The 25,923-nt window shown below is 44.5% G+C and carries 30 protein-coding genes and 1 riboswitch; of the genes, 23 read left to right on the top strand and 7 right to left on the bottom strand.

What is annotated here, in order from left to right; translation table 11 throughout:
* Positions 1–147: 147 nt before the first annotated feature.
* Positions 148–741, bottom strand: coding sequence for a nitroreductase family protein (locus J2Z37_RS10150; RefSeq protein WP_209810148.1), 594 nt, complete (start codon positions 739–741; stop codon positions 148–150).
* A 194-nt stretch (positions 742–935) separates the two neighbouring features.
* On the opposite strand from J2Z37_RS10150, the gene J2Z37_RS10145 reads away from it, so the two are divergent.
* On the top strand, positions 936–1,340 hold the full coding sequence (locus J2Z37_RS10145) for a hypothetical protein (protein ID WP_209810147.1): 405 nt from the start codon (positions 936–938) through the stop codon (positions 1,338–1,340).
* Positions 1,341–1,825: 485 nt separating this feature from the next.
* On the opposite strand, the gene J2Z37_RS10140 is transcribed toward J2Z37_RS10145, so the two are convergent.
* Positions 1,826–2,557 carry an SDR family NAD(P)-dependent oxidoreductase gene (locus J2Z37_RS10140; protein WP_209810146.1) on the bottom strand — a complete coding sequence of 244 codons (732 nt, stop codon included), beginning with the start codon at positions 2,555–2,557 and terminating at the stop codon, positions 1,826–1,828.
* Positions 2,558–2,783: 226 nt separating this feature from the next.
* Between J2Z37_RS10140 and J2Z37_RS10135 the strand changes: the two genes are divergently transcribed.
* The 6 genes from J2Z37_RS10135 to J2Z37_RS10110 all read left to right on the top strand — a co-directional run bounded on the left by J2Z37_RS10135 (position 2,784) and on the right by J2Z37_RS10110 (position 6,956).
* Complete coding sequence (locus J2Z37_RS10135; RefSeq protein WP_209810145.1) at positions 2,784–3,587, top strand: sensor histidine kinase; 804 nt, start codon at positions 2,784–2,786, stop codon at positions 3,585–3,587.
* Positions 3,581–4,228 (top strand): response regulator, encoded by a 648-nt coding sequence (locus J2Z37_RS10130; RefSeq protein WP_209810332.1) that lies wholly within the window; start codon positions 3,581–3,583, stop codon positions 4,226–4,228. Before J2Z37_RS10135 ends, J2Z37_RS10130 begins: the two co-directional genes overlap by 7 nt.
* 127 nt (positions 4,229–4,355) lie before the next feature.
* Positions 4,356–4,895 carry a TlpA family protein disulfide reductase gene (locus tag J2Z37_RS10125; protein WP_209810144.1) on the top strand — a complete coding sequence of 180 codons (540 nt, stop codon included), beginning with the start codon at positions 4,356–4,358 and terminating at the stop codon, positions 4,893–4,895.
* A complete protein-coding gene (locus J2Z37_RS10120) occupies positions 4,892–5,578 on the top strand; it encodes a cytochrome c biogenesis CcdA family protein (RefSeq protein ID WP_209810143.1) in 687 nt (228 codons plus the stop codon). Before J2Z37_RS10125 ends, J2Z37_RS10120 begins: the two co-directional genes overlap by 4 nt.
* Positions 5,579–5,593: 15 nt before the next feature.
* Positions 5,594–6,091: a FixH family protein gene (locus J2Z37_RS10115; protein ID WP_209810142.1), complete on the top strand. Its 498-nt coding sequence runs from the start codon at positions 5,594–5,596 to the stop codon at positions 6,089–6,091.
* Between the two features lie 79 nt (positions 6,092–6,170).
* Positions 6,171–6,956 (top strand): HAD family hydrolase, encoded by a 786-nt coding sequence (locus J2Z37_RS10110; RefSeq protein WP_209810141.1) that lies wholly within the window; start codon positions 6,171–6,173, stop codon positions 6,954–6,956.
* A 151-nt stretch (positions 6,957–7,107) separates the two neighbouring features.
* Here the strand turns inward: J2Z37_RS10110 and J2Z37_RS10105 are convergent, their stop codons facing one another.
* Together J2Z37_RS10105 and J2Z37_RS25990 are read right to left on the bottom strand one after the other, a co-directional pair.
* Positions 7,108–7,317, bottom strand: coding sequence for a hypothetical protein (locus J2Z37_RS10105; RefSeq protein WP_209810140.1), 210 nt, complete (start codon positions 7,315–7,317; stop codon positions 7,108–7,110).
* A gap of 161 nt (positions 7,318–7,478) precedes the next feature.
* The gene (locus J2Z37_RS25990; protein WP_342453809.1) at positions 7,479–8,585 is read right to left on the bottom strand and encodes a histidine kinase N-terminal domain-containing protein; all 1,107 of its coding nucleotides are present in this window, start codon (positions 8,583–8,585) and stop codon (positions 7,479–7,481) included.
* Positions 8,586–9,004: 419 nt separating this feature from the next.
* Between J2Z37_RS25990 and ectA the strand changes: the two genes are divergently transcribed.
* From ectA to J2Z37_RS10070, 6 genes are all read left to right on the top strand, one after another.
* On the top strand, positions 9,005–9,517 hold the full coding sequence (gene ectA / locus J2Z37_RS10095; RefSeq protein WP_209810139.1) for a diaminobutyrate acetyltransferase: 513 nt from the start codon (positions 9,005–9,007) through the stop codon (positions 9,515–9,517).
* 14 nt (positions 9,518–9,531) lie between these two features.
* Positions 9,532–10,815 (top strand): diaminobutyrate--2-oxoglutarate transaminase, encoded by a 1,284-nt coding sequence (ectB, locus tag J2Z37_RS10090; RefSeq protein ID WP_209810138.1) that lies wholly within the window; start codon positions 9,532–9,534, stop codon positions 10,813–10,815.
* Between the two features lie 18 nt (positions 10,816–10,833).
* Positions 10,834–11,250 (top strand): ectoine synthase, encoded by a 417-nt coding sequence (locus tag J2Z37_RS10085; protein ID WP_209810137.1) that lies wholly within the window; start codon positions 10,834–10,836, stop codon positions 11,248–11,250.
* Positions 11,247–12,134 carry an ectoine hydroxylase gene (thpD, locus tag J2Z37_RS10080; RefSeq protein ID WP_209810136.1) on the top strand — a complete coding sequence of 296 codons (888 nt, stop codon included), beginning with the start codon at positions 11,247–11,249 and terminating at the stop codon, positions 12,132–12,134. Before J2Z37_RS10085 ends, thpD begins: the two co-directional genes overlap by 4 nt.
* A 382-nt stretch (positions 12,135–12,516) precedes the next feature.
* Positions 12,517–12,678, top strand: coding sequence for a hypothetical protein (locus J2Z37_RS10075; protein ID WP_209810135.1), 162 nt, complete (start codon positions 12,517–12,519; stop codon positions 12,676–12,678).
* A gap of 420 nt (positions 12,679–13,098) precedes the next feature.
* Positions 13,099–13,893, top strand: a complete 795-nt coding sequence (locus tag J2Z37_RS10070) for a sugar phosphate isomerase/epimerase family protein (RefSeq protein WP_209810134.1) — start codon at positions 13,099–13,101, stop codon at positions 13,891–13,893.
* Here J2Z37_RS10070 and nrdF read toward each other — a convergent pair.
* The 3 genes from nrdF to nrdI are packed head-to-tail and all read right to left on the bottom strand — an operon-like array spanning position 13,883 to position 17,302.
* Complete coding sequence (nrdF, locus tag J2Z37_RS10065; RefSeq protein WP_209810331.1) at positions 13,883–14,863, bottom strand: class 1b ribonucleoside-diphosphate reductase subunit beta; 981 nt, start codon at positions 14,861–14,863, stop codon at positions 13,883–13,885. The two genes, J2Z37_RS10070 and nrdF, sit on opposite strands and share 11 nt — an antisense overlap.
* 17 nt (positions 14,864–14,880) lie before the next feature.
* Complete coding sequence (nrdE, locus tag J2Z37_RS10060) at positions 14,881–16,956, bottom strand: class 1b ribonucleoside-diphosphate reductase subunit alpha (protein ID WP_209810133.1); 2,076 nt, start codon at positions 16,954–16,956, stop codon at positions 14,881–14,883.
* On the bottom strand, positions 16,943–17,302 hold the full coding sequence (gene nrdI, locus J2Z37_RS10055) for a class Ib ribonucleoside-diphosphate reductase assembly flavoprotein NrdI (RefSeq protein WP_209810132.1): 360 nt from the start codon (positions 17,300–17,302) through the stop codon (positions 16,943–16,945). The genes nrdE and nrdI overlap by 14 nt, the downstream gene beginning before the upstream one ends.
* Before the next feature lie 149 nt (positions 17,303–17,451).
* Positions 17,452–17,637, bottom strand: a riboswitch (cobalamin riboswitch).
* A 172-nt stretch (positions 17,638–17,809) separates the two neighbouring features.
* Here nrdI and J2Z37_RS10050 point away from each other — a divergent pair.
* From J2Z37_RS10050 to J2Z37_RS10005, 10 genes are all read left to right on the top strand, one after another.
* Positions 17,810–18,466 carry an RraA family protein gene (locus J2Z37_RS10050; protein ID WP_209810131.1) on the top strand — a complete coding sequence of 219 codons (657 nt, stop codon included), beginning with the start codon at positions 17,810–17,812 and terminating at the stop codon, positions 18,464–18,466.
* A 304-nt stretch (positions 18,467–18,770) separates the two neighbouring features.
* On the top strand, positions 18,771–20,069 hold the full coding sequence (locus J2Z37_RS10045) for an aspartate aminotransferase family protein (RefSeq protein WP_209810130.1): 1,299 nt from the start codon (positions 18,771–18,773) through the stop codon (positions 20,067–20,069).
* Between the two features lie 71 nt (positions 20,070–20,140).
* Entirely contained in the window at positions 20,141–20,905 is a 765-nt protein-coding gene (locus tag J2Z37_RS10040; protein WP_209810129.1) for an IclR family transcriptional regulator, read from the top strand.
* Between the two features lie 56 nt (positions 20,906–20,961).
* Positions 20,962–21,306 (top strand): YckD family protein, encoded by a 345-nt coding sequence (locus J2Z37_RS10035; RefSeq protein WP_209810128.1) that lies wholly within the window; start codon positions 20,962–20,964, stop codon positions 21,304–21,306.
* A 476-nt stretch (positions 21,307–21,782) separates the two neighbouring features.
* Positions 21,783–21,956 carry a hypothetical protein gene (locus tag J2Z37_RS10030; protein WP_209810127.1) on the top strand — a complete coding sequence of 58 codons (174 nt, stop codon included), beginning with the start codon at positions 21,783–21,785 and terminating at the stop codon, positions 21,954–21,956.
* Positions 21,957–22,102: 146 nt separating this feature from the next.
* Entirely contained in the window at positions 22,103–22,444 is a 342-nt protein-coding gene (locus tag J2Z37_RS10025; RefSeq protein WP_209810126.1) for a hypothetical protein, read from the top strand.
* A gap of 25 nt (positions 22,445–22,469) precedes the next feature.
* A complete protein-coding gene (locus J2Z37_RS10020; protein ID WP_209810125.1) occupies positions 22,470–23,351 on the top strand; it encodes a YitT family protein in 882 nt (293 codons plus the stop codon).
* A 9-nt stretch (positions 23,352–23,360) separates the two neighbouring features.
* Positions 23,361–23,525 (top strand): hypothetical protein, encoded by a 165-nt coding sequence (locus tag J2Z37_RS10015; RefSeq protein ID WP_209810124.1) that lies wholly within the window; start codon positions 23,361–23,363, stop codon positions 23,523–23,525.
* Positions 23,526–23,605: 80 nt separating this feature from the next.
* Complete coding sequence (locus J2Z37_RS10010; protein ID WP_209810123.1) at positions 23,606–24,385, top strand: SDR family NAD(P)-dependent oxidoreductase; 780 nt, start codon at positions 23,606–23,608, stop codon at positions 24,383–24,385.
* Positions 24,386–24,527: 142 nt separating this feature from the next.
* Entirely contained in the window at positions 24,528–25,802 is a 1,275-nt protein-coding gene (locus J2Z37_RS10005; RefSeq protein WP_209810122.1) for an S-layer homology domain-containing protein, read from the top strand.
* Positions 25,803–25,923: the final 121 nt, after the last annotated feature.

Below are 25,923 nucleotides of genomic sequence, written 5' to 3'. Positions count from 1 at the left end.
ATGTGATGGTGAGGGTTCTCAAGGACAAATCAACCAAGTTTTTGATGGGAAAAGTTCTTGAGGAGGGTTCTTAAGGATAAATCAACCAAGCCTTTGATGGAAAAAGTCCTTGAGGAACCTTCTCAAGGACTTTTCGCTTTTACTTAACTATTTCACCACTCGACCAAATCCACCTTCAAACATCAATTCCTTCACAGGTCGGCGCTGCGACGGGTTTTCCCTTTCTTGAAGGGCTTCTGGTAGCGCTGCTTTTTCCCCTTGGTAGCCAATAGCAATCAATGCATCGATTGCATAATCCTCAGGTATATTTAAAATTTCCCGAGCCTTCTCAAAATCAAAGCCTGTCATCGGATGGGTGATCAACCCTTTTCTCGCCGCTTCCAGAGCCAGAAAACCCCAAGCCGCACCAGTGTCAAAGGCGTGTGATGGAATTGGACCATTTTCATTGCTTGTTTTTGAGATAATGAGGGCAAGCACAGGTGCCTTTTTGCACCATGCAAGATTAAATTCTGAAATAAACGGATGAAAAATCTCTCGATCTTCCTTTGTCCTTGCAATGATGAATCGCCAAGGCTGGTGATTAAACGCAGAAGGGGCCCACCGTGCCGCTTCAAAAAGGCTAAGCAGAACGTCCTCAGGAACCTCCTTTTCTGAAAAAGATCTAGGTGACCAACGACGTAAATTTACAGGATCAATAGCAAAGTCTGCTTGGCGAGAATTTTCTAAAACAGTACTGCTCATGATGTGTTCCTCCTCTGAAATGATTACCTTTTAATAGTTACTATAAATAGTGTATCAAAGTTTAATTAGTTGATCAACTAATTAACGGTTAGACCCCGCTAACGCCTTCTTATTCTCTTCAAATGTAACTTTTTTACAACGATACTCGTCTAAACCAAATGGAGATACCAAAATTGCCTATGAAAGGAAGCATAATGAAAAGATTGTTATTGTTTTTATTCAGCTGTCTATTTATCACAGCATGCAGTTCAACCACAGTAAGCGATGGTGTCGTAGAGTATAGCGGTGACGGAAAGGATTGGACTGCGAAGTACATTTACGATGCCGATTTATATGAAGAAAAGAAGGTCAACTGGGTGGAACTCGAATATAAGCATCAACAAGAGCCCCTGCCTGAATTAAAGGGAGTCCACATTGAACTAGAAAGTCGGGAAGGAATCCTGGAAGGAAATCTTGCCGACATGGTTGTTGAAACGGAAGGAAACAAAATTCGCTTCCTCGTTGGAACGATCAATCGAACAATGAACAAAGAGGACAAGATTAAACTTAATCTAGAGTTTTCGGATAAAAAAGACAAGATTGTACTTAAACACCGGTGATATTTTTAGAAGCCGGTATATCCGGTATTGCGACCGAATTTGGCGATCCCTGTACGAGAGGAAGACCATTTTCAAAAAGCTGAGCTAAAGGGAGAGTATCCACTAGTGTTTGATGGAGGTTGGCTAGGAAGCTTGAAGGACCGGAGATTAAAATACCGTTGAAGTGGTAGGGAATTCGAGTAAGTCGGACAGAGCAGGGGGATTTTTCTCAAATAGGGCCTCCTCAGTCCGTTCGCCAAATCAAGCGGACCTAATAGCCGCTATTTTTACCAAAACGCCAAAATTCAAGGGGCATCCGGACCCAGAAGCCCTTATTCCGCCGTTAAGCATCTAATATCGAAGGTTCTAAGGCAAATAAGGTCTTCTGGGTCCTCCGCACCTCAAGAAAAGGGGGATTTTACCCAAATTAAGGTCTCCTCGGTCCGTTTGACAAATCAAACGGGCTGTGTCATTCGGGCAGACTCCTGACCCTAGGGTCTTCCATCCTACCGCATCAACAATCCGCCATTGACGTCAATCGTCGTCCCCGTGATGTAATCGGATAGTGGTGAAGCCAAAAAGTATACAGCCTTTGCCACGTCTTCCGCTGTCCCCAGGCGCCCCAACGGCACAGAAGCAGGGTCGTCGCCGCGGCCTCTGGTCATGTCGGTTTCGATTAAGCCAGGGGCAACGTTGTTGACGTTGACACCATAAGCAGCGCCATAGCGGGCAAAGGCTTTCCCCAAACTAATAATTCCGGCCTTGGAGGCTGTATAGTCTGGGCTGACTTTGAGTCCGCCGAGCTGTCCAGCCATCGAGGCGATGTTGACAATTTTTCCCGACTTTTGCTCCACCATTACACGCATCGCTGCTTTGGAACACAAAAAAGTTCCCCGCAAATTAATATCCATCACCCGGTCCCATTGTTCCACAGCCAGGTCAAGCATCGGCTCGGCACTTAGCACCCCCGCGTTATTCACAAGCACATCGATTCTACCATGCTTTTCCTTTACGGTTGCCACCAGCCCTTCCACGGATTCCTCACTCATCATATTGACTTCCATAGCAAAGGCTTGTCTACCCTTATTAACCAAGGCATCTGCAACCTTCTTGGCATTCCCCAAATGAATATCAGCGATCACAACCAATGCTCCTCGCTCGGAAAGAAGATCGGCAGTAGCAGAACCGATCCCTCCGGCACCCCCGGTGATCACTGCAACTTGATTAGTTAGATCCATCGTCATCTCGCCCCCCACATTGTTTTTTTCAGTATACCTTAGATATAGGGGCGGACCCAGTCGAAATTTACCGATTTCAACCAAAAAGGTAATGGACTTGGGTGCGGTCACTCTGGGAGTAATAGTCTACTAATTTGGACCGAGGTTTGACACTGTATAGTAACGAATCGTTCACAGCTTAAAAACGGTTGCATTTGATAAAATAAGGCCAAAGGGGGACATATCCATGACACTTCGCACCCTAAAAATAGCTGCGATTCTTTTTCCGCCGATCTTCATAGGGGGGTTTGAATATTTGCGTCACGAAGTTTTGTCTGAACGTTTATCCATGGAACTAGGGAATTGGATGACGACATTGATTTCGCTGATCCTTTCCTATTTTTTTGCCAGCTTCATGTTTCATGTTATCGAGAAAACTAACCGCCGGCTCAGTGAAGAACAGACGAAAAGGGCGATTTATGAAGAACGGGAAAGGGTCGCGCGGGAACTCCATGATGATTTGGCGCAAATCTTGTTTTTCCTGCAGGTCTCTTTAAAAAAGGGGAAGGTTGAAGAAGCCGGATTTGCGGTTTCTGAGTTGGACAACCACCTTCGGCAAGCGATTTTTAATTTGCGTTCGAAGCCCGAGGATACAATTGTTTTTGAGGATCGGCTGAAAAGGTGGGTGGAAGAGTGGAGCACGATGACCGGGATTAAAATGCAACAGTTGGAGATCACAGTCCAGCCTCAATCCTTTACTTCAAGAGAAGAAATTCAGTTGTTTGCGATTGTTCAGGAAGCCTTCACCAACATCAGGAAGCATTCACAGGCGACAGAGGCCTGTATCAAATTTATTGCCGATCACGAAAAATGGAGCTTAACGATATCCGACAATGGCCGTGGGATTGATCCACAACCCCAAATTCCCCCACAAAAATACGGATTATCGATCATCGGAAATCGAGCCAAGGAACTGGGCGCAACGATGGAGTTCATCAACACCGCCAGCGGTGGCACAGAATTAAAGCTAGTGAAAGGGAGTAAATCATGAAGTACCGTGTTCTTATTGCCGATGATCACCCCATGGCCCGCAGGGCAATTCGCAGTGTAATGGAAGAAGATGACGCTTTTGAACTTATAGCGGAGGCGACAAATGGGGAAGAAGTCCTCTCACTTTGTGAAGAGCATCAACCCGATTTGGTGCTGATGGATATTCGCATGCCAGGGATCAATGGTCTAGAGGCAACAAAACAGATCAAACACCGCTTTCCAACGATCAAAATCGTGATGCTGACTGTTTCCGATGATGTGGCAGATTTGTTCACGGCACTCCAATTTGGTGCCCAGGGATATCTATTGAAGAATATGGACCCTGATGAGTGGCTGGCCTATCTGCATGCCCTGCTTGACGAAGACCCTGAGGTTTCACGGAAAATGGCCGATCGTCTATACCATCAATTTCGCTCAGGTCAACATGCAGTTCAGCCTGACCTTAACATCCTGACTCAGCGGGAACAGGAAATTCTCATCCATGTTGCCAAAGGAGAGACCAATCGGCAGATCGCTGAACAGCTTTCCATTGCGGAGAATACCGTGAAAAATCATCTCAAAAACATGCTGGAAAAACTATCACTCGAAAATCGCATTCAATTAACCGCCTATGCCATCCGGCATGGTTTGCTGCAAAAATGAGAGCCTGCAAAAGGGCTCTTTTTTCATGTCAACAAACTGTCACCAAACGCCCCTCTGAATAGCCCACTTGAGCCATGTGCAGCCTCTGCCCCGGCTTTTATACTGAAATCAAACGGAGGTGTTATTGATGAAGAAAGGTTTAAATATCGCTATTCTGCTGGTATTCCTTGTCTGGGCCGGATACTTCGTTTATGCCAATTTCTTTTATGGAGGGATCGGAAATGGGACGAAGGATCTGACAACCATAGATTCTTTGGAAAATGGGCAGGCAGTGAACCTAAATGATTATCTCGGGAAGAAAAAGTTGATCTTGCAATTTGTTGCGGTTCCTTGTGACTGCTGCAGCTATACGATTCCTTTTATGAAGGAAATCGCCGAGGAACAGGATGAAATCCAGTTAATTACCGTTGTTTTCAGTGGAAAGGAGAACAAGATCGCGGAGAAATTTGCGGAATACGAGATGAATTATCCTTGGGGACTCGACCTCGATCGCAGTATCGCCAACCACTACGGGGCCACCACCTCACCAACCTTTGTCTTCTTTGATGAGAAAGGAAATCTGTTGGGGAGCTACCCCTATGTCGTAGCAAACAAAGAATCCCTGCTGAACAACTATCAAGGCTACTATAATGATTACTACCAAAAAAAGGGCAGTGAAAAGCTATGAATCTCCTAATCGCCTTTACTTCGGGGATTCTCTCCTTTTTATCACCCTGTATCGTTCCTTTAATCCCAAGCCTGCTCGCAATCATCGGGGGCATCTCGGTGGCAGAACTGCAGCAAAATCAATTTTCTAGAAAAACGGTGTTTTACCGCACTCTGATTTTTGTCATTGGGATAATTGTTCCCTTCGTTCTCTTAGGGATGTCTGCCTCGGCATTGGGTAGCATGCTAGCCAGATATCAAACGATCATCTCGCAGTCTTTAGGCTTTGTGGTCATTTTGTTTGGGTTGCATCTACTTGGTATCCTCGAATTTAACTTTATGCAAAAGGAATATCGAATGGACAGCCTGTTTGCTGGTAAGGGTGGAAAAATTGGTGTTTTTCTCATGGGGCTCGCCTTTGGTTTTGCCTGGACGCCTTGTGTGGGGCCGTTCTTAGGGTCGATCTTGGTTCTCGCAAGTAACAGTGCAACCGTGTGGCAGGGTGGATTCTTGCTTTTGATCTATGGCTTAGGACTTGGAATTCCCTTTTTACTCATCGGTCTGGTTAGCACATATGCCCTTAAGCAATTAGGAAAAGCGAAGAAATATATGCGCCCGATTACCATTTTTAGCGGGATTCTCTTGATTGGCATCGGGATCCTGATCGTCACTGGAAAACTCGTCTATCTAAATCCATTAGGATAAAAGGAGAGGGAGAACATGAAAAAATTACTTATGGTTTGCACGATTTTCACATTAGGTTTGATGGTCGGCTGCAGCGGTGGGGATTCAGCGGGTTCGCCTTCTGATCAGGTGGGATCGGCATCTGCTGATGCACCAGTAAAACTAGAGGATATCAAGGTAAGTTTGGAAGCAGCAAAGAATCCAGTGCTGACAGGGGAAATGACGTTGTATACGGTGAAGCTGCAGGATCAAAAGGGTAACCCCGCAGCTGTGGATAGCGTACATGTATATTTGAACATGGACATGATGAACCACCCGACCCAAGGGACGATGAAGGAAGCCGGGGAAGGAGTTTATACGGTGGAGCTTCCAGTGGGGATGGAAGGAGAATGGTATACAATCATTACCCTAAGCAAAGGGGATATGAAAAGAGAGATTAAAGAGTTCAAGGTCCAGGCAAAAGGGGAGAAGCACATGGACCTGATGACTGGGTATAATGCCGATAAGGATGAACAACAACCACCCAACCACTAAACTCTGACTTGAAACCAAGCCCATTTCCTTGTAATCTTGAGTTGGAAAACAACAACAAAGAAATGTGAGGCTTAATTCGATGATTAAAGCAATCTTTTTTGATTTGGACGATACGCTGTTATGGGACCAGAAGAGCGTACAGGAAGCATTCTGTGCTACCTGCGAGGCAGCAAAGCAAAAGTATAATCAGCTTGACCCGGCCGTGTTGGAGGAAGCTGTTCGCAAAGAGGCAAGAGAACTGTATGCCTCCTATGAAACCTACCCATTTACACAAATGATCGGAATCAACCCCTTTGAAGGATTATGGGGGAACTTTCTCGATGACGAGGAAAACTTCCGCAAAATGAAGGAGATCGTACCCAACTACCGCAAGGAATCCTGGACAAGAGGATTAAAAGCCTGTGGGATCGACGATCCCGAATTCGGACATGAACTGGCTGAACGGTTCCCTGCTGAGCGCCGGCAAAAACCGTTTGTTTATGAAGAATCCTTCCAAGTCTTAGACGAACTAAAAGGGAAGTACAAGCTGTTGTTGCTCACCAACGGATCACCCGATTTGCAAAACACCAAACTGACAATTACACCTGAGCTTGTTCCTTACTTTGACCACATCGTGATCTCTGGCGCATTTGGCCGAGGTAAACCTGATCCATCGATTTTCCTCCATGCCTTATCCTTAATGGGATTAGATAAAGAAGAAGTGATCATGGTTGGCGACAACCTGATGACCGATATTCTTGGTGCTACCCGTGCCGGGATTAAGTCGGTCTGGATCAACCGTCACAACAAGGAGCGCAATGAAGTGATCCCAACTTATGAGATCAAGCACCTTGAAGAACTGTACGGGATTCTTGAAAAATTATAAGTCAACGGACAAGGGGGTCAGACCCCTGTCGAAATTTGTTGAATGGATAGTGTAATAATTCCTATACATTTATACAGGAATATCGATTCTACAAATTTCGACAGGGGTCTGACCCCCAATATGCGCAGCTAAATGCGGATTCTCTATTCGGTTACTCATCTCCCGTTTTACTTGGATCTGCCTGTGGACGCGGTTGACGAGTAGGGATCGGCCTGCCGTCTTTAGTCTTCGGAATGATAAACTTCCCTTTACTTTTCTTGCTGACCACTTTCCCCCTTTTCGCGGCCTTTTTAATGCTTTCCCGCTGTTTTTTTAACTTTTTTAACCGTTCTCTTTGCTTTTTATCAGCATCTGTTGCCATTGTTTCCTCCCAGGTAAGGGGGTCGGACCCCGGTCCAAATTTGTCGAATGCGGTGGGTATTCAGAACCCTAAAACGTAAATAGGATTGTTTCTCCAACAAATACCGACAGGGATCTGACCCCGGTTTATACTTTTAGCATGGATCAAATCTTGATAAATTATTAGGATTCACAACCTTTTGGTAGAATGATATGAAAGGTTGTCCAATCCTTATCAGACTCACAATGGATGGTTCCATTATGCTGCTCGATAATTTTTTTGCAAACATATAAACCAATCCCAGTTCCCAGCTTTTTTGTAGAAAAGAAGGGTTCAAAAATCGTCTGAATTTTATCCTGTGGGATCATCGGTCCATTGTTCGCAATGCTTATGTGAATGGAATCCCCATCAATGTATCCTTTAATTCGAATCGATTTTTCATCACATTCACTAAGGGCATCTAGAGAGTTCAGAATGATATTAACCAGCACCTGCCGGAATTCCTCGTGAAAGGCATAGAGTTCGATGGAATGGTCAATATCCTGATCAACCATAGCATCCGTTGCAACCAGGATAGGATATAGAAATTCCAACGTTTCTTGAAAGGTTTGCGCTAGATTAAACTTGATTCTGTCCTTTTCGATGACACCCTTTTTTGATACAAGTAAAAATTGATTGATCCGAAACTTCAACTGATTGAGTTCTGTAGTAAGAACATCGAGATATTCCAGATCAGGATATTTTTCCCGAAGCAACTGGATAAAGCCAATGACAGAAGTCAGAGGATTCCGAAATTCGTGAACAAAACTAGAAGACATCTGCCCCAAAATCGTCAAGCGATCTTTATGGGTTTGATCAATAAAAGAGTTTTTCTCCTGTAAAAGCTGTGCTTTGACCTCTGTATAATTATGAACGGTAAAATATAAGAACTTGTCAAAGCAATAATTAATCTTATTGATCACTTCATGGAGTTCCTCAGCAGACAGGTTCATAAAAGGCAAATGCCCGAGGATCTCACTTCTTCCGAGATTCACGTTGTAGACATATTCCCCAATATTGATGTTTGCTTTGAGCCGTTCCATCGCCACTTTATTTGCAAAAAACTGGATCTTTTCCACATCCGTTTGATTGTTCAGGAATGATATCACCATGGTGAGCATGATTGAACCATTTGTTCTAATCAAATCCTTATACGGATCATTGGGATTGATCATGACTTTTTGCATCCAATTGTCCAAAAGAACGTCCCGGTTCACCTCTAAATAGTCTTGAACACATGTTTTTTGCACAACAATGCCCCCCACACGATTTCACTCTTTATTTTATCTTAGAACGGAAAAAATGGAAATAACTCGCCGAAAATTTGTCCAACTTGTCGAACAAGTTCTGTTCAAACGACTGATTTGGCAAATCAGGAGGATCTGGGAGGATCCTGAACGAACTGGGAGGAAAAAGGGAATATAGGCTCCTGAGTCGTTCTCAGTCAAGAATAGGAAGTTACTTCCAAAATAATCCCTTTATATCAAGGGTGAGCGATTGGTCAAGGTGTGTTAAGATTAATTAGAGAAAAGGTAAAATTCAGCAAATGGGAAATGGTGCTCGTTACGAGTAGAAGCGAGTCCACTAAAAATGGCGAAAACTTCTTAGTTATTTGAATAACTATCACCTAAGCTCATTCCCATTTTCGATTTAAAGGAGGTGAAAACGAATGTCGACAAAGACGCTGAACAAAGTCATTCTGCGCGAACCGCGGATGGAAGACGGCGGACAAATTTGGTCTCTTGTTAAGGATACTGGTGTACTCGATCTGAATTCTTCGTACAGCTACTTAATGCTTTGCGAATTTTTCAAAGAGACCTGTGTCGTGGCTGAGCAGGATGGGGAGGTCGTCGGATTTATATCTGCCTATCTGCTGCCAACTAATCAGGATACCATTTTCGTATGGCAAGTTGGTGTGGCTGCATCGCAGCGTCGGAAAGGATTGGCGGGTCAGATGTTGGAGGAGCTCTTGCAACGCAAAGCCTGTGACAAGGTTCGCTATCTGGCAACGACCATCTCACCATCTAATCGGCCATCGCAATCCTTGTTCCAAGCATTGGCCCGCAACATGAACACGGAGTGTGAAGTGACAGAGGGGTTCCCAAAGGAGCTGTTTCCGGGTGGTGGCCACGAGTCGGAAATGATGTACCAGATTGGTCCGTTTAAACGAAAACGAATATAACTAGGGGGGATTTGATGGCAGTTCAAGAAAAACTGCGTTCACCATTACATGTCTTTGAGCGATTCGAATCGGAGGTTAGAAGCTATTGCCGGAGCTTTCCCACGGTTTTTGATAAGGCCAAAGGATCCAAGCTTTGGGACCGCGAAGGACGCGAATATATCGATTTCTTTGCCGGTGCTGGGGCTTTAAACTATGGCCACAACAACCCACAGATGAAGGCCAAAATCATCGAGTACATGATGGACGACGGGGTCACCCACAGTCTCGATATGGCTACGGTAGCAAAGGAAAAGCTGCTGCAAAAGTTTCAAGAGGTGATTTTACAACCACGAGGGTTCGAATACAAAGTCATGTTTCCCGGACCAACAGGGACCAATTCCGTAGAAAGTGCGCTAAAGCTTGCCCGCAAAGTGACGGGGCGTGAAGTGATCATGAGTTTCACGAATGCTTTTCACGGGATGACGATTGGCTCCTTGGCAGTTACCGGAAACAAATTTAAACGAGACGGGGCGGGCATCGCCTTACCGCATACCCTCTCTATGCCTTATGAAAATTATTTCGGCGAAGACGTTGATACGATTGATTATATGGAGCGTTATTTGGAGGATAACGGAAGCGGGGTGTCTTTGCCTGCTGGGATCATCCTTGAAACCGTTCAAGGAGAAGGCGGAATCAATGTGGCCAGCTTCGAGTGGATGAAAAAGGTGGAGGCCTTCTGCCGGCGTTGGGGGATCTTGCTCATTGTCGACGATGTTCAGGTTGGCTGTGGCCGAACGGGAACCTTCTTTAGTTTCGAGAAAGCGGGAATTCAGCCGGACATCATTTGCTTGTCTAAGTCAATTGGCGGATTCGGGATTCCACTAGCTCTTACGTTGATTAAACCTGAGCACGATGTTTGGGAACCCGGTGAACATAATGGAACCTTCCGTGGACATAATCTCGCTTTTGTCGCAGCGACTGAGGCCCTTTCCTATTGGGAAGACGATCAGTTTAGCCAAGAGATTACGAGAAAGGGTGAGATGGTGGAAGCTTGCCTGCAGGGACTTGCCGAGCGCTATCCGGAGATGGAGGCGAAAGCACGGGGCAGAGGACTAATGCAAGGCATTGAAATTGGGGTCGAAGGGCTGTCTGATGAGATCTGCAAAGCCGCTTTTGAACGCGGACTGATCATGGAAACCTCCGGACCAAATGGGGAAGTAGTAAAGGTGATGCCGCCTTTGACCATTGTTGAAGAAGAGTTGAAACAAGGGCTGCGGATTCTTGAAGAAAGTTTTGCAACTTGTAAACAAAATAAGTAGAAGGGAAGATAACTAGTTATGATCGTAAAACATTTGAATGAAATCATTGGAACAGTAGACGATGTCGATACAGAAACATGGAACAGCCGCCGTTTCCTTTTGAAGAAGGATGGTATGGGCTTTGCACTGAATGATACGGTTATTAAAGCGGGGACAGAAACGTTGATTTGGTACAAAAACCACGTGGAAGCGGTGTACTGTATCGAAGGGGAAGGTGAAATCGAGGTGATCAGTGAAGGGAAGGTTTATCCGATCACCCCCGGAACCATGTATGCCCTCAATGGCAATGAGAAGCATTACTTGCGTGGAGGAAAAACAGATATGCGCGTGGTTTGCGTGTTCAATCCCCCATTGACAGGTCGCGAGGTACATGATGAGGAAGGTACTTATCCATTGGTCGAAGAGGAGCCCGAGTTACAGGGGGGACGGTCATGAATGTAAAGGTGGAAAAGGATCTGTATCTCTCCCGTGAAAGCGGGCATTCGGAGATCGTTCCACGCCTGGACCCCGTTGTGTATTTGGATCAGGCGGCGGGTTTGGCAGATGGCCCTCTTGATTCGGGGCAACTGGGCTTCTATGAGGGCAATGGGTACCTTCACATGGAAGGTTTCTTTTCCGAAGAAGAAGTGCAGGGGCTGCGTGATGAATTAAATCGGCTTTGGGCGGTGAATCAGGACTCGGCGGCTGACGAGGTCATTCGCGAACCTCAAAGCCAGGAGATTCGCTCGATCTTTGCCATCCACGAAAGCAGCAAGGTTTTTGGGGAGCTGTCACAGCATCCACGAATTCAGGGGATTGTTAGGCAGATTCTCGGCAGCGAAGTATATGTTCATCAGTCACGGATTAACTACAAAAAGGGATTCACCGGTAAAGAGTTTTATTGGCACTCAGATTTCGAAACCTGGCATGTCGAGGATGGAATGCCCCGCATGCGGGCGTTGAGCTGTTCGATTTCACTCGAGGACAACTACGAATTTAACGGACCACTGATGGTCATCCCTGGATCACATCGGGATTTTATCAGCTGCGTCGGACGTACGCCAGAGAATCACTATAAAGAATCTTTGCGTAAACAAGAATACGGGGTCCCTGATCAAGAGAGCTTGACCTCGTTAGTGCAAAAGTACGGAATCAAAAGCTGCACAGGTCGAGCTGGCTCCGTCACCTTTTTCGATTGCAACATCATGCACGGCTCAAACGGGAACATCACCCCCCTGCCGCGCAGCAACGTGTTCCTAGTATTTAATAGCGTGGAAAATCGGTTGGTCGAACCCTATTCGGGGCAGAAACCGCGACCGGGATATATTGCGAAACGATAGATTTGTTGGCGGGGCCTTTCGGGGCCCTGTTTTTTATACTGTGGTTCATTGCCGCCACAGTTACTGGCACTTTCCTGTGGTTCATTGCCGCCACAGTTACTGGCACTTTCCTGAGGTTTACTGGCGGATTTAAGATGATTACTGGCAATTTTCGAGGTTTTACTGGCAAAATGGGGATGAACCCGGCCAAAATATGAAGACGGAGGGGGTATCATTATAGTGTGGTTAAAATTAATTTGTATTTATTGAAACCACCAAGCAAATCATCTCCTATTTTAAAATTTACTGGCTCATTAAATAGGTTTACTGGCGTTTTCAGATGGTTTACTGGCATTTTTAGGGTGATTACTGGCAATTCTTTTGAAATGTCTTATTATATACCTTGGGTGGTATATATATTTGTGATCGATCTGTGCATTCAGCAATCACTACAAGGGCAGTAGCTTGTCGATTAGAAAATACGGTCATTTTTATATTGATTACGGTCGTTTTTCAGGCTTTTACGGTCGATTTTCCAATCGATACGATCGAAATGGATAGTTAGCGAGAAAAGAAGGAGGGTATCCAGTAGATGATTTGAATACTATTGAAAAAATATTCATTTTTACTTTAATGAAATAGCAGGTAATCAATATAACCCCGAAAAATTATCTCCTTTCACAACCAAATGGTGTATTTACAGTCATTTTCAAAAGGTTTACGGTCGAATTAATAGGGGTTACGGTCATTTTTTTTGGGGTGTCTTCTGTTATACCTACACAGGTATAATATCCGGCTGTACGGACTATCCCATCTGATCAGAGGGCAACAGGTGGTTGGAGATCAATCCCAAGGCACTAGTAGTCCAAATATCTCCTGACAAAAGGGGAGAGTGTGCCCACAAAGTCTGCAAATACAGCCACCACCCCACTACCCAGAATATTTTCATCCAATTATGAATAAATCTTACGAGGGGGGGACCGAAATGGAAGGAATCCGTTTAAAGTGCTCATTAGATGAAAAGCAGATCGCCGACCGACTCCGGTACAATCCTGAAATACTTGAAATTCAGCTGTTTGCTGAGGACTTGAACCATCCTGAGCGGTTGATCCAAACCACTCGCCAGTTAAAGCAAAAGGGGATCCGTGTCTATCTGCACCATCCGATGATCTACCGCGGTCGATTTCTTGATATAATCAGTTCCGACCGATGGATGCGGGAGTATTATGATTGGTCCTGTCAAACACTCGCCCAAATATGTAAACAAGAAGATATACTCTGTGTCGTCCACCCACACTACTCCGAGTCGGAATGCTCCTTTTTTCATGACAGCAGACTCCGAAAAAAAGTCAGACAGCGAATTGAACAAATCCTGGCAAGGGGAGGAGAGTACTTTCTGTGGGAAAACACGGTGAAAGGGATTTTTTCGCAGCAAAATCCCCATTTTTTCACGGAACTCATCGAGCCGCTCAACCTCCCCATTTGCATGGACATCAGCCACGCCTTTATCGCGCACCAAGGTAGCAACCAAAAGTTGCAGCAAACCCTTGAGCAAGCAGGGCCCTACGCCGTCTATTACCACGTAGTGGACAGCATGGGGGAAACCCATGACTCCTTGCCACTGGGTCAGGGGAGAATCGACTGGCAGATGGTGAAGCCTTATCTACAGGGGCGGGAATACATCTTTGAAATTGGCTTAGCGGATCATCGGGATTGTCGGGCCATGATCGAAAGTGCGGGTTACCTCAAAAAAATCGAAGAAAGGGCCATCAATCTTTGACGGCCCGCCCAAAACAAAAATCCTCATCACGCAGCATCTCTACATGCAGTGCACGGTGATAGGAGTTGCCTTTCAAACTAAAAAAATCATGGTTTTTCGAATCCGTCCGCAGCCCATTCTCGACAATCGGGTTGATCTCTTCATCCGCCCACAAAGCCTCAAAACCAAGGTTCATCAACGCTTTATTGGCATTGTAGCGAACAAACGCCTGCACATCTTCGACCAATCCAATCCCCGAATAAATTTCCTCCGTATAAGCAACTTCAATCACATATAACCGGGCCAACATCTCATCCGCCTCATTACGAACTTCCACTTGCTCCTGAGCCGACAACCCAGCAAATACCTCCTGAGCCAACAGCCCAACGAACACCCCGTGGATGCTTTCGTCGCGCAGGATCAACTGAATAATCTCACCACTCGCCGTCATCTTACCATGCCCACTCAAATAAAGGGGGTAAAAGAATCCACTATAAAATAGAAAAGACTCCAAGAACACACTCGCCACCATCGCCAAATACAGATCCTTCCTAGCTACCTCTGACTTAAACAAACGACGGTAGTACCCCGTGATCAAAGAAGCTTTCTCACTCAATAAAGGATGCTGTTCCACCCAGGAGAAAACCTCCTCAATCTCCGAGCCTGAGCAGAGCGTCGTAAAGATATGACTGTACGATTTTGCGTGGATCTCCTCCATCGCCCCCATGAAGGAAAGTACCGATTTCGCCTGGAGATTGTCCACATGAAGCAGGATCAAAGGCATCCCTTCGCCCCCTTGCTTCGTATCTAAAAGGGTCAGCCCACCGAGCACCTTTTTAAACGTTTCCCGCTCCGCCGTCGCTAATCCCGCCCACGTATTTTTATCCGCAGAAACCGGGATTTCCTCTTCCGTCCAAAACTGCTGAATGTTCTGATTCCAAAACATCCGCGAATAATCATCCTCCGGTTTATTCCAATTGACCGCTTTCATCGCAACAAAACCCCTTCCTACACCGAACAAGCGATGCACTCCTCAATTCCTTTTTTTCTCGTTCTCGTGTAATACAAACTTTTCAGCCCTTTATGGTTCGCGTAGATATAGTACCGAGCAAGCTCCCTTGTAGACACATCGCTGTTCACATACAAAATCGTGGAAATTCCTTGGTCCACATGCTGCTGAATCACCGCGATCAGGTCGATTAGCTTAAACATATCCATGTTGTAGGCGGATTTGTACAGCAAAGCATTTTCCGGCGATAAAAAGGGGGCTGGATAGTAAGTCGTCGAATTTTCATACGTCCTCGTTTCAATCTGCTCGACAATTGGCATCACCGAAGATGTCGCGTTTTGGATATAGGAGATCGAAGCCGTGGGCGCACAGGCCAACCGATAGGCGTGGTACAAGCCATGATCCCGCACTTGCATCTGCAGGCTTGCCCAGTCCATCACACCAGGAATGTAGATCCCCGCAAACAAGTTCTTAACCTTTTCCGTTTTCGGCTCAAAAGACTCCCCCAGATAGCGTTGAAAATAAGCCCCTGTCGCATAATCGGACTCGGCAAATCCCTCAAACGTGACACCCCGTTCCCTGGTGATTTGCATCGATTTTTCCAGGCTGTAAAAGTTCACCATCATAAAAAAGGTATTGGCAAAGTCCTTGGCTTCTTCACTCTCGTAGGGGATCCGATTTTTACTCAAAAATCCATGCAGATTCATCACACCTAGCCCCACAGAGTGCAACTCCCGATTGGCCTTGCGGACACCCGGGGCAACTACGATATCGCTCAGATCCGATACTGCCGTCAACATCTCCATCGCCGTGTGGACCGATTCGCGGAGCAGGCCGCTTTCCATCACGTTGACAATATTCAAAGAGCCCAAATTGCAGCTAATATCCCGCCTGATCCGATCACCTTCGCCGTAATCATGGATCGTTGAAGTCTCCTGCAACTGAAAAATCTCTGTGCACAGGTTGGACATTTTCACTCGTCCGAGCCCTTTTAGAGGATGCTGTCTATTCGCATTGGAGATGAAAATCAGGTAGGGATAGCCGCTTTCCAACTGCAGCATGGCAATCTTTACGAGCATTTCACGAGCACTCATCACCTTCTTTTTCTTAATCTCAGGGTTTCCCAGCAGCTCCTCATACATCAAATCAAGATCCATGTCGTCGAGGTGCTGGGCGTATGCCTTGTAAACGGAGTAGGGAGCAAAAACATATAAATCCTTGTCCTGCGCAGCCAGCTCAAAAAATTTGTCCGGACAGATCAAACCAATGGAGAGGGTCTGCAGGCGTGACTTTTCATCCGCATTAATCTTTTTGCTTTCGAGCAACTCTTCGGCATCCCAATGAAAAATATTGATGTACGCGGCCCCAGCACCTTTTCGCTGTCCCAACTGGTTTACATAGGAGAAAGCATCCTCCAGCATTTTCGCAACCGGCATGATGCCACTCGAGGCGTTCGCAATTCCTTTAATCTCTTCCCCGCGGGACCGCAGCTTTCCAAGATTGAGCGCAATCCCGCCCCCAATCTTGGAGAGCTGCATCGCCGTGGAAAGGTTGTATGTAATACTGTTCAATGAATCATCCAACTCTAGTAAGTAACAAGAGACCATTTCCCCGCGACGCGCTTTTCCCGCATTTAAAAAAGTCGGCGTTGCCGGCTGATAGCGTTGTTCGATCATCGCTTGTACGAAATCACGAGCCTTTTTCGCGTCTCCTTGTGCCAAACAGAGGGCAACAATCACAATGCGATCTTCATAGGTTTCAAGAATCAGCTCTTTATCATTTGTTTTCAAAGCGTAATCCCGGTAAAACTTAGATATCGCCATATACGACTGGAACTCAAATTGATAGCTGTAGACAAACTGCAACAGCTCCGTAATTTGGGCTTTCGTATATTGATTCAAGACATCGTAATAGTAATGGCTGTCGGCAATGAATTCTACTTTTTCTTCAATCGACAGAGGGGAGAGGCCAAGCTCCTTATTAAATTCCCGAACCGCTTCCTGGTCCTTCGCTAGATTAAAAAAACCATCCTCCCGCTGCTGCATAATCTGATTGTTCAACTCAATATGTTTCAAGCTGCTTCACTCTTTCCTGAAAGATTTTAAGATCGTGTTCGGTGCCGCTTAATTCAAATTTACAAACTACTGGAACCTGATATTGTGCTGCAATCGTGTCAGCACTTCGCGCATAAGAGTCGCCCCAATTCTTGTTTCCTGAGGCGGCGACCCCGCGCAAATGGTGGTGATTCTGCTCGAGAAATTCCGTCACGACTGAGGGAACCTGTCCAAAACCTGTAGTGTAAGTAACCAAGACAAAGGGTTCGTCCATAAGCAAGTCCTCTTTAATTCGAATACTTTGTCGATCCAACTTGGCGATAAACCGTTTTACATTTCCAGTTTTTGAGGCGTAGACAATGTTCATCAGTGGATCTCCTTTCTATTAACAACAAAAAAGGGTATTTTTACCTCTCTTGAAGAAAAGGTGAAAATACCCTAGTTATACTCGTAAACTAGTAATCTAGAAGCTGTTAAACTTCCGATCATAACACCACCTATCTCCCGTAGGTCCATTTCCGTGCGTTAGAATAGGCAGGTCTCCTGGCTTAAGAATCCTCATCATAACAGCCTTCCCAGATCGACCAGTGGCTTGCTTGTTATGACTCCTCTTTTACAGTGGCGGGACCGCGTCGGAATTACACCGATCTTCCCTTTTCAACCTTGCGTTAGGGCAAGGTCACCTATTCCCACAATATGTAGTTGTTTATATGAACTATAGAACGAGATCTAGGGGTTGTCAAGAGGATACACTAAAAGATAACAGAACTAATCTAACTAGATGTATTTAATTGACAATTCACGTTATTTAAAATAAAATATATTTAGTATCTTAAACATAATTCAGTATATTGAATAGGGTGGAGGGAATCAAATGTCAAATCACGAGTTGTTTCCAATTATGAAAGAAAAGCTATATACAGGTGTCATCAGCGATACGCTTGATGATCTAGGTTATCGAGACCAGGTAATGCGGGGAAATATTCGCCCAATTAATGAAGATTGGGTGGTAGTAGGAAGCGCCAAAACGGTCCTGGCCGCGGATGTCTACCATATCCACGAAAACCCCTATGATAAAGAAATTAGCGCTCTTGACAGCATCAAGCCTGGGGAAGTCGTGGTAGCTTCCGTTAACAATTCCAAGCAAAACGGTCTGTGGGGAGAGCTGTTGTCCACTGCAGCGAAGATGCGAGGCGGCACCGGGGCGATTATTGGCGGGTTGATTCGTGATACGAAGCGCATTTTGGAGATGGATTTTCCTGTCTTTTGTACCGGCTTCAAACCCGTTGACTCAAAGGGTCGCGGCATCGTTATTGACTATGATTGCCCTGTGGAAGTCGGTGGCGTTTTGGTCAAACCAGGGGATATCGTCTTCGGCGACCGCGATGGAATCATCGTGATTCCCTTGCAAATCTTTGAAAAAACAGTAGAATTGGCGCTGCAAAAGGTAGAAAGCGAAAACAAAACGAGAGACGAATTGTTAGAAGGTAAGCTGCTCCGTGAAGTTTACGAAAAATACGGCGTGCTATAGATAAAGGTGTGGACCTCCAGGATGGGGTCCTTTTTTTGAAGCTGCTGTAATTTGTGAAGATCAAAATGTCCAGTGTAATTGGCGGAAATGAACTTCATAAAATATAAATCGTGAAGCTCTACTTCTCTTCATATCTTCCAAAGGTAATTATCATAAAATACGTACTATTTAATACAATATTCTTATAAAGATCATTTAACATACTGAACGGAATTTACAATACAAGATAAAAGAGGTGACAAATCACCAAGTCTGGAAGATAAGTCATATCAGAAGGACGAATAAATACTGGAGGAGAATATCTATGAATTTGAAGTTAGATAAAAGCAGTAAACTCTATGAAGAAGCAAACCTGTATACGCCAGGGGGTGTCCATACATCGATTCGCAATGTGGAACCGCACTTGGTGTTTAATCGGGCGGAAGGTGCTTACATATATGATGTGGATGGGAATCGCTACATCGATTATCAGGCGGCTTTCGGACCATTTATTTTAGGGCATAACAATCGTTATGTGAATAGCAAGGTCATCGAGAATCTTAGTAGAGAGGATTTATTTGGCACCGGAACGACGGAACTGGAAATCGAATTGTCAAAACTAATTTGTAAACATGTCCCTTCGGCAGAGCAGGTTTTATTTTGTAATTCAGGATCTGAGGCAACTTACCATGCCATTCGCTTATCCCGAGCGATTACGGAACGGACAAAAATAATCAAATTCCAAGGCTGCTATCACGGCTGGCATGATTATGTTGCCCGCAACATGCTGAGTCCCTGGGATAAAATCGGCAAGCGGGACCCGGGATCCGCCGGGATGCTGGATGAAGCAATCGACAATACTCTCATTTGTACCTTTAATGATTTGGAGGATGTAGAGCAAACCTTTAAGCAAAATCAGGGTCAAATAGCTGCCCTCATTGTCGAGCCCATTCCCCATAACATCGGCTGCATCCTGCCGCAGTCGGGTTTTCTTGCTGGGTTAAGAAAATTATGCAGCGAGTACGGTGCCTTACTCATATTTGATGAAGTGATTACAGGTTTTAGACATGATCTTGGCGGATTCCAAAAAATTGCAGGAATCACTCCAGACATAACCACGATGGGAAAAGCGATGGCTAACGGATTTCCCATCGCTGCGATTGCCGGGAAAAAGGAGTATATGTCCCGATTTAATACCCAGCCTGGTGGGGATGTATGGTTTGCCGGAACGTACAATGGGCATGCTGTGGGGACATCAGCGGCACTTGCAACCATGCAGTTGATGGAAACCGCACCAGTTCATAAGCACGTATTCCGGCTAGGGGATAGAGTCCGCGTAGGCATTCGTGACATCCTTGACAGATTAGGAATCGAAGGTTATGTGGCAGGGTTCGGATCCGTGTGGACCACCTATTTTATGAACTTCGAGCCAAAAAATTATATCGATTTGCAACATAACGATGCGGAGTTCTACGTTAGCTTCCGTAAAAAGCTGCTTGAGAAGGGAATCTTTAAACTACCAATGAACCTCAAGCGCAATCATATTAGTTATAGCCATACTGAAGCGGATATCGATTACACGTTGGATGTCATTGAAGCGGTATTGAGGGAAATGAAAAAGTGAATTAGCCAAGGAGGAATTCTGCCCTACGTGGTAAATAAAAACATATGACGAAATTTGTAAAAGGAGTCGGAATGAAAAAGTACAATGTTCCAGCCCTCGATAAAGCATTTTCAATTTTAGACTATCTGGCGGATTCTTCCGGAGGCTATACGATTACCGAAATTCATACCCATTTGCAGATTCCCAAAGCGACCGTTTTTACGATCATGAACGTCTTGGAAGAATTAAATATCGTAAAAAAAGATAGCACCGGAAAATACGATATCGGTCCAAAACTCTATCATTTAGGGATGAAGTATCTTTCCAAAAATAATCTAATGGAAATCTCCCGCCCTCATCTCATCCAGTTGATGGAAACCATCGGTTATACCGTGCACCTAGGCGTTCTCGATGAGGGAAAGGTTCTGTATATTGATAAGTTTGAGCCCAATACGTTTATTCGCTTTTCAACGTTTCCAGGGATGCGCACAGATATCCATATTACTGGACTTGGCAAAGCGATTGCGGCATTTTTGGATGAGGAAACACTTCGTCAGATCTACCCCAAACCGATTCTCCAGGGGTATACTGCTAAGACGATTACCACTTTAGAAGAACTCCGAAAAAGCTTGCAAGTTGTTCGTGAAAAAGGATACGCCATTGAGGATGAAGAGGGAGAAATCGGTGTCCGTTGCATCGGCGCCCCGATTTTTGATGCGCGCGGCGAGGTGATTGCAGGTGTTAGTGTAGCCGCACACATCTCACAGCTGACTCCAGATCTTTTCGTAGGGATAGGGGAGAAGGTTCGAGGAGTGGCGAGACAGATTTCAAAGGATCTTGGGTTCAAGATTACATAATTAAGGTGATTAATCTAATACTAAGAACACCATACAAAAAAAGGAGTGGTGTTCTTTTGCGTAAATTTGCTATGACTTTGGCAGCGAGTATGCTTTTAACTGTAACCATGTGGGGAGGAGCTGGCCTAGTCCAGGCGGAAGAAAGCGTAGTGACCGACTCAACAGGGGTAAAGACGGAGCTCACTGAAAAGCAGAAAAGTGAAATCGCTGCTCTCTACAAGGATATCTTTGCCAAGCGGAAAGAAGTCGTGAACAAATACAAGGAATACGGCGTGATTACTGAGGAAAAGGCGAATAAAATCCTCTCCCGGCTCGATAAGTATCAGGAGAAACTTGAGCAAAATGGATACATCCCGCATTGGGATAAGCACAAGAAAAAGCATTCGCATCATAATCATTAATAGGGGTCACTTAACGCGTGAAAACGTAGAAGAACGCGCTTAGGCACACGGAAATTCCCGTTACAAGATACGAAAACTGGAATTTTTTTAGTTTTTTCACCAGGGTATATTTATGAAGGACAAAACTTTGTCGAAATGTCCTTGATCAGGGTTATAGACAAAACCTTGTCGATACCGGATCGAAATGTTCTTAAGTCCTCGGTTCTCAACCCTCTTCTTTATTTATTAGTTGATTAACTAACTTCCTCCAATGTCAACAGCTCTGCTTTCTTACGCATCTTCATCCATGGTGTCCCCAATTCATAAATTAAGGAGATCCTCAGAGTTTTTCTCTTCTTTCATCCGAACATCAAAATATATAATAGCGTTTACAATAGTTACAAATTCGTGAACTTTGTTGAAATTTGTCGATGGGTATAGTATAGTTTAGATATTCGAAATTGGTTAAAAATTCAACAAGACAGAAGGTGACATACATGAAATTTATCGATCGTAACTGCAGAAATTGCGGAATTACACTTACCGAGTTTGAAGCACAGGAATATGCCTTATGTATAGATTGTCATAGAGAAGAAAACCCAGTCCAAAAGAAAAGCACTATGCAAGTCGTTAGAAAGATGAAAAACAAGAAATTTGTAAGTGTAAATTAACCAGAAAACGTTCCGAAAATGGGACGTTTTTTTTCTGGGAAAATAAAGAGTTTTCGTTAAAAAGTACATATGATAAAATAGGAGAAAGGTTCTTTCTATTGAAACAAAAAATTCTATGATATGGGGTGTTTATGGAAGGACTTACGATGAAAAAATTGATCATTAAATTAGTTCTCTGCATGTTATTTCTGCTGATTTTTGGCTCCCTCCATTCACATACGGGTGAAGTCAATCATCACAACAGTTACTTAGGTGCTATTGAATATAACGAATATGGAAGTGTGGTTACACAGAATAAGCTGAAGGATTTAGGGTTTGAACCTCTTGACATCCCGTTCCTCCTGACGTTTTTGATTGATATTACCGACTTTTCCCTCCCTTTGATACTTTTATATCCATTCATTAGGCTAAAAAAACTGCTTGATAACTTGATCCCATCCTATTTTCAATCGAGGCTCTTTGTTCGTCGACTCCTAAAACTTTCTTAAATTAAGAAATGAAGGGGGAAGATACATGGAGCAAAGCAGTCATCAAATTGAACACAAAAGAGTTCCTGTCTCGAAATTAGTAAGAAGAACGGTCGGGATTTTCATCGGCGCTGTTTTTTTGTCGGTGGGGCTCGAGATTTTTTTAGTTCCGAACAATATTATTGACGGAGGAATCGTTGGGATATCCATTATTTTATCCCATTTGTCAGGTTGGAAAATTGGTCTGTTTTTATTCTTTCTCAATCTTCCATTTTTACTATTAGGTTATAAGCAGATAGGCAAGACATTTGCGCTATCCACTTTATTTGGAGTTACCGTGATGTCGATCGCTACGACGCTTCTTCATCCTGTCCCTGTGTTTACACATGATCCACTGCTTGCCTCAGTGTTTGGCGGAATCATTTTGGGGATTGGGGTCGGTCTTGTTATCCGGTATGGTGGGTCCTTGGACGGAACGGAGATAATAGCCATTCTGTTTAATAAGAAAACGCCGTTTTCCGTTGGGGAGATTGTAATGTTTTTCAATTTGTTCATTTTGGGAAGCGCAGGATTTGTTTTTGGTTGGGACCACGCAATGTATTCCCTGATTGCCTATTATATTGCCTATAAAATGATTGATATCACCATTGAAGGGTTTGATGAATCCAAATCGGTGTGGATTATCAGCGATTATCATCAGGGAATCGGGGACGCTATTTTAGCTCGTTTGGGACGCGGAGTGACCTATTTGGACGGAGAGGGCGGTTATTCTGGGGACGAGAAAAAAGTGATTTTCTGTGTTATCACGCGATTGGAACAAGCCAAGCTAAAGTATTTGGTTGAGGAGATAGATCCCTCCGCTTTTCTTGCGATCGGAAATATTCATGATATTAAGGGCGGGCGCTTTAAAAAGCGCGACATTCATTAGGTGATGATGATGTATCGGAAAAAATGTCCTCATTGCGAAAGAGTCATGTATCGGAGGGAAGACGTTGATGTTTGGAAATGTCTGTTTTGTGACGCTGATTTAACAGATATTGAAGCGGAATTCATTGAAAAAAAGAAACCACCGAAGAAAGGCGGATTCAAGCGATTGAAATAGAGAATGAACTGTCACTCTCTGGTTAATATTCTGAATGTTAATGTTATAATGAAACCATCAGAAAACTAGGAGTGATAGTTATGGATCTCGAACTTAATGGAAAAGTAGCAGTGGTGACAGGTGGGACACGGGGGATTGGAGCGGCTATTTCGCGGCGTCTGCTTGTTGAGGGGGCAACCGTGGTTGTCGGGAGTCGAACAGAGTCGGACATCGAGCAGATCGTTCAAGAACTCTCACCCCTTGGCCGTATTGAGGGTTATGTGCTGGATGTTGCGGATAGCGGCAGTACGTCTTCCTTTGTAGAAAGAGTGATCGAGCGCTTTGAACGTATCGATATTTTGGTAAATAATGCTGGGGTGAACCGAAGACTTCCCGCCCTTGGCTATCCTGAGGAAGAATTTTCGCGGATCCTAAATATAAACCTGACAGGTGTTTACCGTATGTGTCAGGATGTTGGAAAGCATATGACCCGTCACCGCTACGGGAAGATTATCAACATTGCCTCAATCATGAGCCATACTGTCGCACCGTATCAATCCGCCTATGTGGCTGCCAAAGGAGCACTAGCCCAATACACCAAGCTCCTTGCTGTCGAGTGGGGTGGTTACAATATTAATGTGAACGCCGTGAGCCCAGGTTTTATTGAAACGGATTTAACCGCCAAAGCCTTATCTGACGAACAATTCAGAGGGGCGATTCTCGCACAAACCCCAACGAAGAAGCTAGGTCTTCCAGAGAATGTAGCCGATGCCGTCGCCTTTTTAGCATCTGAACGTGCAACCTTTATTCAAGGACACCTGCTCGCAGTGGACGGCGGATTACTGTCAGGCCTACCAACCATTACGCCACCTGCGTTGTAGAGAGATATCAGACCAATATCCTGGATGTTGGTCTGATTTTTTAGTTCTAATAGACTAAATCCCAGTGTGAATATAGTTTTTTGAAACCATTCCAAGTTTCATGCGTACAATTTAGTAAATACTTTTTCTGGAGGCTATGTTTATGAAACGAAAGCTCTTATCTTTATCCCTATCATCATCCCTTTTGGCTGGGGCACTTATGGGCGGAAGTATGGCAGCAGCCGCGACCAATGACTCCGATTCCATTACGCGTGGAGAGTTTATCAAAACGATCGTGGATCAGCTGCAATTTCCTTTATATGACTCTAGCATTACATTGCCGAAAGATGTAAAGAGTGAATCTCCTTATGCCAACGCCATTCGGATTATGCAAGAGCGTAAGGTGATCTACGGGTTTGGTGACGGAACTGTGCGTTTGGAAAATACCCTACATAAAAATGAAGCCTATACCATTATTGCTAGAATACTAGGAATCGATGCCGAGAAAGCGCCTGAAATTCTGGCAAAAGACTACGGAGTTGTTCTCGAAAACGAGGTTTTGTCAGAAGACGAAGCTCGTAAAGCCATTGAACAAGCCCTTACGAGTGATCCGGTTGCCCACGAATGGGTAGTTAAATCCTCAGAGGAGATGGAAAAACAGGATTCCTTCAAAGCTGTGATGCAGCAAAATATGAACATGTCCTTTAATGAGAAAATCCCGGAAAATAATAATCAAGATTCCATGACTTTTTCAATGAACATCGAAATGGCCTACAAAAAGGACAAAGGATTCCATATGGTCTCCACTTCAAAACTGCCGCAAACCCTGCCAAATGGCGGTGCTGAGATGAACATCGAACAGTATTTGGTTCCTGAAGGCATGTTTATGAAGATGGTCAACCCAGAAACCAACGAAGAAGAATGGATTAACATGGGCAACCAAATGCCATTCACCTTCGATCAATTGATGGAAATGCAAAAGGAAAGCGTCTCCTACAATCAACAAATGAACAATAAATATGTTTTCTATCGTGATTTAGGGAGCGAAACCGTTGATGGCAAAACCTTGCACAAAGTTGCCTATCAAGGACGCTTTGCTTCGATGCAAGAAATGATGAATATTACCAAGGACTTGATTTCCACCCCAGAAATGCAACAAAGCCTAATGGCTGGACCTGGCATGGACAACATCTCTATGTCCGGAATCATGTGGATCGATGAAACTACCAAGCTTCCAGTGAAGATGACCGTAAGCATGAACATGGACCTTCAGCCATCCGCAGAACAACCGATTAAGGGAATGAATATGGAAATGTCCGGAACCTATCAAGACTACAATAAAGTAGAGGACATTGTCCTTCCAGAAGCCGCAAAGCAGGCGAAAACGCTAGAATTGCCAAGTGCTGAAGATGTGGAAGCATATAAAGTAACGGAATAAAAGAAGCAGAAAAAAGAGGTAGCCTGATAAACTGGCACCTATGTCAAGGACACTATAAAAAAAGAGATTAAGCCACTAAAAGATGATTCCTGTATTGAATAGGGGTCATCTTTTTTAAGTT

The sequence above is a fragment of the Ammoniphilus resinae genome, from assembly GCF_017873965.1.
In the GTDB taxonomy this organism is placed as follows: Bacteria; Bacillota; Bacilli; order Aneurinibacillales; family RAOX-1; genus Ammoniphilus_A; species Ammoniphilus_A resinae.
Note: the sequence above shows the minus strand (reverse complement) of the source record. Positions and strands in the feature narration are given on the sequence as shown.